Here is a 1,014-nt window from a genome sequence, read left to right on the forward strand (position 1 = left end):
CTTACAGAACTCCATGCCAACCGCCGTTTAGAAGCTGAACACGCTTTAGCGGAGGTGTCATGAGTTCACAATTTCAAAAACACACTAAGTGCGAGCAGAAGTTGATTTTAAGCTTTGAAAATTTCTGCCTTACACTTTTGAAGTGCATCTATAACAGCATCAACATAGTCGGGATGTATGCAAACAATTACATCCTCAATTTCCCCATGTTCATTATTTTGCTCTGGGTTGGATATAGAAATAGTATTTTCTTGATTCACATAAACTTCAACACCCAGCCTTGGTTCAATTTTAAGAGTCATTTACTTAATTCCTTTGAGATTTTTAAACAATCTACAACCCTTAGAAGCCCCTTGCAAGCCCCTTTGAAGGAGGAAAATTAATATGCGTGATTATGCAAAAGTCTCTCCACATTTTTGGGTGGGTAAAACTGGTAAGCAACTTAAGAAAGATCCAAATGGTTTAATGGTGGCACTTTATTTGATGACAAATCCTCATGCCAACATGTTGGGTTTGTATTACATCCCTGTAATGTATATAGCACACGAGACTGGACTTAATTTTGAAGGGGCTTCGAAGGGGCTTCAAAGTGCCTGTGAAGCGGGTTTTTGTACCTACGACCATGAAACAGAGGTGGTGTGGGTGTATGAAATGGCTCGTTTCCAAGTGGCTGATGAACTAAAGCCTGCTGATAACAGATGTAAGGGTGTTCAGAAAGACTACGATTCACTTCCTGAAAATCCTTTTTTATCAGCATTTTATGATAAATATTCAATACCGTTTTGTATGGCTGAAAGACGAGGAGATAGCTCCAATAATACAAGTCCCTTAGAAGCCCCTTGCAAGCCCCTCCGAAGCCAAGAACAAGAACAGGAGCAAGAACAGGAACAATTTAATAGTGGTAGTAGTAGCGCGCACGAGCAAAAAAATCCTCCACCACCAATTCAATTTTCACAATACCAAAGTGAAGATCACAAACGTTACACGCTACTCGGATGTGTTAACCAATATCCG

Annotated in this window: 1 protein-coding gene and 1 pseudogene; one reads left to right on the forward strand and one right to left on the reverse strand. The window is 40.0% G+C overall.

Going from position 1 to position 1,014, the window contains the following annotated elements; translation table 11 throughout:
• Window positions 1-107: 107 nt before the first annotated feature.
• Entirely contained in the window at window positions 108-302 is a 195-nt protein-coding gene (locus C9E89_RS22795) for a hypothetical protein (protein ID WP_107010325.1), read from the reverse strand.
• 82 nt (window positions 303-384) lie between these two features.
• On the opposite strand from C9E89_RS22795, the pseudogene C9E89_RS22800 reads away from it, so the two are divergent.
• A pseudogene (locus C9E89_RS22800) lies at window positions 385-1,014 on the forward strand (hypothetical protein); the annotation flags it as partial.

The sequence above is a fragment of the Acinetobacter sichuanensis genome, from assembly GCF_003024515.2.
In the GTDB taxonomy this organism is placed as follows: Bacteria; Pseudomonadota; Gammaproteobacteria; order Pseudomonadales; family Moraxellaceae; genus Acinetobacter; species Acinetobacter sichuanensis.